At 37.6% G+C, this 6,201-nt stretch carries 6 protein-coding genes; 3 read left to right on the top strand and 3 right to left on the bottom strand.

What is annotated here, in order from left to right; genetic code table 11:
• A partial coding sequence (gene hisJ / locus LKW28_RS22615) for a histidinol-phosphatase HisJ (protein WP_229142672.1) occupies positions 1 to 794 on the top strand: 794 nt, incomplete at its 5' end.
• On the opposite strand, the gene refZ is transcribed toward hisJ, so the two are convergent.
• Positions 784 to 1,437 carry a forespore capture DNA-binding protein RefZ gene (refZ, locus tag LKW28_RS22610; RefSeq protein ID WP_229142671.1) on the bottom strand — a complete coding sequence of 218 codons (654 nt, stop codon included), beginning with the start codon at positions 1,435 to 1,437 and terminating at the stop codon, positions 784 to 786. The two genes, hisJ and refZ, sit on opposite strands and share 11 nt — an antisense overlap.
• A gap of 143 nt (positions 1,438 to 1,580) precedes the next feature.
• On the opposite strand from refZ, the gene LKW28_RS22605 reads away from it, so the two are divergent.
• A complete protein-coding gene (locus LKW28_RS22605; protein ID WP_229142670.1) occupies positions 1,581 to 2,060 on the top strand; it encodes a GAF domain-containing protein in 480 nt (159 codons plus the stop codon).
• Positions 2,061 to 2,103: 43 nt separating this feature from the next.
• Here LKW28_RS22605 and megL read toward each other — a convergent pair whose 3' ends face one another.
• Entirely contained in the window at positions 2,104 to 3,282 is a 1,179-nt protein-coding gene (gene megL, locus LKW28_RS22600) for a methionine gamma-lyase (protein WP_229142669.1), read from the bottom strand.
• A gap of 367 nt (positions 3,283 to 3,649) precedes the next feature.
• On the bottom strand, positions 3,650 to 5,071 hold the full coding sequence (locus LKW28_RS22595; protein ID WP_229142668.1) for a diguanylate cyclase domain-containing protein: 1,422 nt from the start codon (positions 5,069 to 5,071) through the stop codon (positions 3,650 to 3,652).
• A gap of 397 nt (positions 5,072 to 5,468) precedes the next feature.
• Between LKW28_RS22595 and rpsD the strand changes: the two genes are divergently transcribed.
• On the top strand, positions 5,469 to 6,071 hold the full coding sequence (rpsD, locus tag LKW28_RS22590) for a 30S ribosomal protein S4 (protein WP_229142667.1): 603 nt from the start codon (positions 5,469 to 5,471) through the stop codon (positions 6,069 to 6,071).
• The last annotated feature ends 130 nt before the right edge of the window (positions 6,072 to 6,201 follow it).

Below are 6,201 nucleotides of genomic sequence, written 5' to 3'. Positions count from 1 at the left end.
CCTATTGTCCACATGGGACGAAGGATGATTTTGAGGATTATATTGCTCGTGCACTACAATTAGGATTTGATGAAATTTCATTTACTGAGCACGCTCCACTCCCAGCACGATTTATAGATCCAACACCTCAGAAAGATAGTGGAATGGACGCAAATGAGTTAGAAAACTATTTTACTGTATTAACAGGGCTACAAAAAAAATATGAATCTGATTTGAAGATTAATATCGGATTAGAGGTCGACTTTATCGAGGGGTACGAAAAGGATACGAAAAACTTTTTAAATGAATATGGTCGATATTTGAATGATAGCATTCTATCTGTTCATTTTCTAAAAAAAGGGAATCAATACTATTGCCTTGATTACAGTCCTGATATGTTCGCAACAATGATTCAGGATTACTCAACAGTAGAGGCCGTTTACGAAGCTTATTATGATACATTGCTAAGATCAGTCACATCAGACCTTGGTCAGTATAAACCAAAAAGAATCGGTCATATTACGCTGGTGCATAAGTTTCAAAAGAAATTCCCGACATCAAAAAGTTTCAATGAAATGACAAACAAGATATTAGACAAGATTGCTGAAGAAGGGCTATCCTTGGATTATAATGGCGCTGGTATCAATAAGCCGCTCTGTCGGGAGGTATATCCACCAGAACTCATTATTAAAGAGGCCATAAAGCGAAAAATCCCTCTTGTCTACGGTTCCGATGCCCATAGCAGGAAGGATTTAAATCAAGGGTTTGATCAATTATTTACAGATGCTATGCTCGTATCGCCGACTACATATTGACTGGAAAAGGGGTAACATTGTTTTTCAATGTTTGTGGCTGTCTGCAGATTGACGTGTTGACCCATTTTTCGATTTCATGGCAATATTGTTCAGTTACATACAGTTCATAAGGCATTAAATGAAGGACCTCTGCCATATATTGAGGATGTAGGTATGGCATCGAAAGCATACCCTTTAGTTGCATGATGGCATATGGAATCGGAATCAGGGCAAATTCCTGTTGTTTCATCCCTGTTTCAAAAATGGCTTGAAAATAGTATTTTTCTTTCGCCATATAGGTGGTCATGATTTCACGAATTAGGGTGGTATCAAACGTAATTTCCCTTTGGACAAATCGTGATAACTGTCGATTTTCCTTTTGGTATTCCATAATTCCTCTAATCGCAAGCAATAAACATTCTCTAGCAGTTCTATTATCTAATTCAATATATGCGTGTTCAACGATTGTTAAGTAACCCTCTAGGTAGGAAGAAACAAGATGTTCAAGTAAACCTTCTTTATTCCCGAAATAGTAGGAGATATTGGCAACATTGCAGTTTGCTTTTTTGGCAATTTCACGAACTGTTGTACCATCAAAGCCCTTTGTATTGAATAAAAATACCGATGAATCAATAATTTTTTGTTTCATGCTTTTATTTTTCATAACCAACCCACCTTACCCTTAATATTGTATAGATTTCGCTAGGCTTAGGCAGATTCCTTTAAGATTTTATCGACAAGTCACGCACGATAAGCTATTATTTAATATAATTTATGTAGGAATTACTCACATGGAGGCGAAGAATCATGTTTCATGTCGAACATTATAAAGGCAATAAAGCAGACGACTATCAACTTGTAACAAAACAGCTACAGGCTTTACTAGAAGATGAGAAGGACCAAATCGCAAATTTAGCAAATGCATCCGCTTTGCTTAACCAATTTTTAAACAACATCAATTGGGTAGGTTTTTATATCAAGAAGGGCGATGAGCTTGTTCTAGGACCATTCCAAGGCTTACCAGCTTGTGTGCGCATTCAAATGGGACGTGGAGTTTGTGGGACTGCTGCACAAAGTCAAAAGACTGAAAGGGTTGCAGATGTTCATCTTTTCCCTGGGCATATTGCATGTGACAGTGCCTCCCAATCAGAAATTGTTGTTCCCATCATAAAGAATGGTGAAGTATTTGGTGTGTTAGATATCGACAGTCCAATCAAGGAACGCTTTGATGAAGTGGACCAGCAATGCCTAGAGGAATTTGTAAAAGTTTTAGAAAAACATATATAAAATGTTGAAGCCAGTCGGGTGTAATTCCCAACTGGCTTTTGATTTATCTTTCTAACGCCTGATTTAGATCCTCCCAAATGTCCTCCCATGCTTCTAATCCGACCGAAAGCCGAATTAAATTATCGGTGATTCCCATTTTCAATCGTGCATCCTCTGGAACAACTGCATGTGTCATAGTTGCTGGGTGCTGGATAAGAGTTTCTGTGTCACCGAGGCTCACTGCAATTTTTATTAATTTCAGCCGATTTAAGATATTTTGTGCATCCTTCTTTGAGCCTTTAATTGTAAATGAAATCAATCCGCCAGCTTTAAGCATTTGTTTTTTCATAATCTCGTAGGCTGGGCTTTCTGTATTTCCTGGGTAAAAAATTTGCTCTACATTTTTATGATTTTTTAATAAAGATGCAATTTTTTCGGTATTGTCACAGTGGCGATCCATTCGTACTGGAAGAGTTTTTAACCCACGGAGTAAAAGCCACGCATCAAAAGGGGACATTATTCCGCCTATATCCTTTTTCGTTGTCATGGCCACCTGGTGAATAAAATCACTCTTTCCAACGACAAGTCCGGCGATAACATCGCCATGTCCACCGATATACTTTGTTGCACTATGAATGACAATATCACAGCCTAATTTAATCGGCTGCTGCAAATACGGTGAACAGAAGGTATTATCTACAACAACCGGGATAGAATGCTGTTTAGCGATTTTAACAACTTTTTGTAAATCAATGAGCTTCATGGTTGGATTAATTGGAGTCTCAATGTAGATCAATTTTGTATTCGGTGTTATTTTTGAAAGAATTTCTTCCTCATCGTCCATATCACTTAAATCATGTTCGATATTATACTTTTCCTCCATCATTTGAAGAAGCCCAAATGTACACCCATATAGTCCTTGTGAACAAAGAATATGATCTCCAGATTTTGTTAAAGCCAGCAATACGGCAGATACCGCAGCCATTCCTGAACCAAATGAAAGTCCTGCTTCCCCGCCTTCAAGTATGGCAATCCTTTCCTCTAAAAGCTTTACCGTTGGATTCCCTAATCGTGAATATATATAACCTTCCTCATGACCAGCAAAACGTGCTTCTCCTTGTTCTGCTGATTCAAACGTAAAGGTAGACGTTTGGTAAAGTGGTGGTGTTAGGCTCCCATTTGTGGAAATTGAACCGCCACCATGAATCGCTAATGTATCAAAATATTTACTCTCATTGCTCATGCTCCCTAATCCCCCTTATAATCTAATGCGCCTTGGCGTATTTGCGCCCAGATTTTTTAGGCCCACACGATGTGGGTCACAAAGACGAAGACATCAGGAAGTGGCGCTCTTAGTCTTTGATCCTACGCTCGAAAAGCTTCCTTTGAAAATCTGTGGCTTCCGCCGGAGGCTGTAACTTTATTCAGCAGAAGTCCTACTCCTGCTGAATAAAGTTACCGTTTCTATTATTAGCATATGACAAGTATGTTTGTTTTGAAAGCGTTTTCTAATTTCTGAGAGGATTACTGGGTTTATATGGGATATAGGCAAAGGTCCATTTCACATATGGGATCGCAACCTAAATAATACCACACAAAAAGACATTCAATTATGAATGTCCCTTGGTTACAGTATTTTCACTTGCAATAACTCGATTTTTCCCAGATTGTTTAGCTGCATATAAGGCATTATCTGCCCTGTGGAATAAACTTTGGAAGGTTTCTTTACAATCTTTGTTCCAAGTTGCAACACCACATGAAATCGTTACTTTAGGATTTGATTGATGTTCAACTCTTTTTCCAAGTCGCTCGGCAACAGCAATCCCCGAACTTAATCCAACTCTAGGTAAATAAATGGCCAACTCTTCTCCGCCCCATCTTGCCCCAATATCGTGATCGCGGATGTTCTCCTTTATGAGATTGGCAATTTGAACGAGTGCCTCATCCCCTACCTGGTGACCGTACGTGTCATTGATTCCTTTGAAATCATCAATATCAATTAATATAAACGTCCCAAAAGCGTCCGTTTCCAATGATTCCTGCACACAATCCTCTAAGTGATTACGTGAATAAAGCTTTGTTAGATAATCAGTAATCACTAGCTTTTCAAGTTCCTCTCGGAGAATGGAATTTGTAAATGCCAAGGATGAATGATGAATTAATGATTGAAGAAGCTTAAATTTATCAAATGAAAAAAAATAGGGTAATTCATGTAATACAATCGCAACACCCAAGATTTCATTGCGCTGTACCATTGGAACCGACATCACGGAACGATAAGCAGTACCACTAAATGCTGGATCCACCCCAAGATCTCCAATGAAAAGAGGCTCTTTTTCTGTTAAGATCCGGTTAAGGCTATATAAAACATATGGCTCCCCATGTCCCTCTTCAAAAAAAGCAGTACTTCCAGGAAGTACCTCTATTCGCTCATTTGAATGTAAAAAGAAACCTACCTCATTGGCTCCAAAGGAATTTCTAATTTGAGATGACATGAATGTCATTGTATCTGTTAATCGCAAATTCGAATTTAATTTATGTGAGGTTTCGTTAATTAATTGAAGATCCGCTATTAATTGTTTTGATTGTTGGTAAAGTTGCGCATTTTCGAATGCATGTCCAGCTGTGTTTGCCAATAATTCAATGAACTGAATTTCTGATTTAGGAAATTCTGACACATCATACGCATTGATTTGTAATACTCCATATACGCCCTGACGTCCTTTGAGTGGAGCATAAATAATGAACATTTTATAAGCAAATGAATTTTCCTGCTGTATCTTTCCAGTTACAAACGCTTGCATAACAGGTGAATTTTCACCATGTTCATATTCTTTGATATCCTTAATCGGAATAACGTTATGTCTCGTACTATCATGTGCAAGAAATAATGTATAGGTGAACGATGGGTATACATCTTGTAATGTATTAATAACCTCTTCAAGCACAGCATCTATATCCATCGTTGAATGAAACTTCGAGGTTACTCTAAAGAGTTGTTCATATCTTAATTCTTCATTTGGAAACTTCACGATTGATCACCATCTGACATTCATACTTTATATATTCATTATAATAGATAATGGACCAAAAATGTCTCATTATCTATTAAAAAATACAAATTTATTACAATTATCCTCTTAAAAATCGAAAATTCTCCAAATAACTGCCGATTTTTGTATATTTTCATGAAAACTTGACTTCCTATTCTAAAAATCATATAATGATCGTTGTGTAAAATATCGCAGCAAATGTGAGTAGGTTTTTGTTCAATTTTGTTCCTCTAATGGGCCCATTAGTCCATAGATGGTGTATCGCGTAACTCTTGGCTGCTAGGGCGAAGATACATGAAAACAAAATAGTCGAGAACATCTAGCGCATCTGTTTTTATTTTACAACAAAATAAAAACATTGAAGGAGGAGTCATTCATGGCTCGTTATACTGGTCCAAGCTGGAAATTATCCCGTCGTCTTGGAATCTCATTAAGTGGTACTGGAAAAGAATTAGAAAAGCGTCCTTACGCTCCTGGACAACATGGTCCAAACCAACGCAAGAAGCTTTCTGAATATGGTTTACAATTACAAGAGAAGCAAAAGCTTCGTCACATGTATGGTGTGAATGAGCGTCAATTCTACAACACATTCGTAAATGCAAGTAAAATGCAAGGGGTACTCGGTGAAAACTTCATGATTCTTCTTGAATCTCGTTTAGATAACCTAGTTTACCGTCTTGGTCTTGCTCGTACTCGTCGTGCAGCTCGTCAATTAGTTAACCATGGTCACGTTCTTGTTGATGGAAACCGTGTTGATATTCCATCTTACCGCGTAAAACCTGGTCAAGCAATTGCAGTTCGTGAAAAATCACGCAGCCTTGTTGCAATCAAAGAAGCTATTGAAGGTACTACTTTTGTACCAGAATATTTAACTTTTGATGCTGATAAATTAGAAGGAACTTACACTCGTTTACCAGAGCGTTCAGAATTACCAGCTGAAATTAACGAAGCATTCATCGTTGAGTTCTACTCACGTTAATCTTCCTAAAGAGGAAAGGGATATCCCTTTTCTCTTTTTTTATTTTGCAAAAAAATAAGGTGCTTGAACTGACCTAGCCAAATGAGACATATATAAAACACCTATCCATATTAAATTTAACACTTTTTCA

This window comes from Bacillus sp. REN16 (assembly GCF_020731355.1).
Classification (GTDB): Bacteria; Bacillota; Bacilli; order Bacillales; family Bacillaceae_L; genus Ferdinandcohnia.
This window is presented reverse-complemented; position numbering and strand designations above follow the sequence as displayed.

Coding starts and splice junctions, on each gene's coding strand:
- rpsD (WP_229142667.1), top strand. CDS start 5,469: ATGGCTCGTTATACTGGTCCAAGCTGGAAATTATCCCGTCGTCTTGGA.
- refZ (WP_229142671.1), bottom strand. CDS start 1,437: ATGAAAAATAAAAGCATGAAACAAAAAATTATTGATTCATCGGTATTT.
- LKW28_RS22605 (WP_229142670.1), top strand. CDS start 1,581: ATGTTTCATGTCGAACATTATAAAGGCAATAAAGCAGACGACTATCAA.
- megL (WP_229142669.1), bottom strand. CDS start 3,282: ATGAGCAATGAGAGTAAATATTTTGATACATTAGCGATTCATGGTGGC.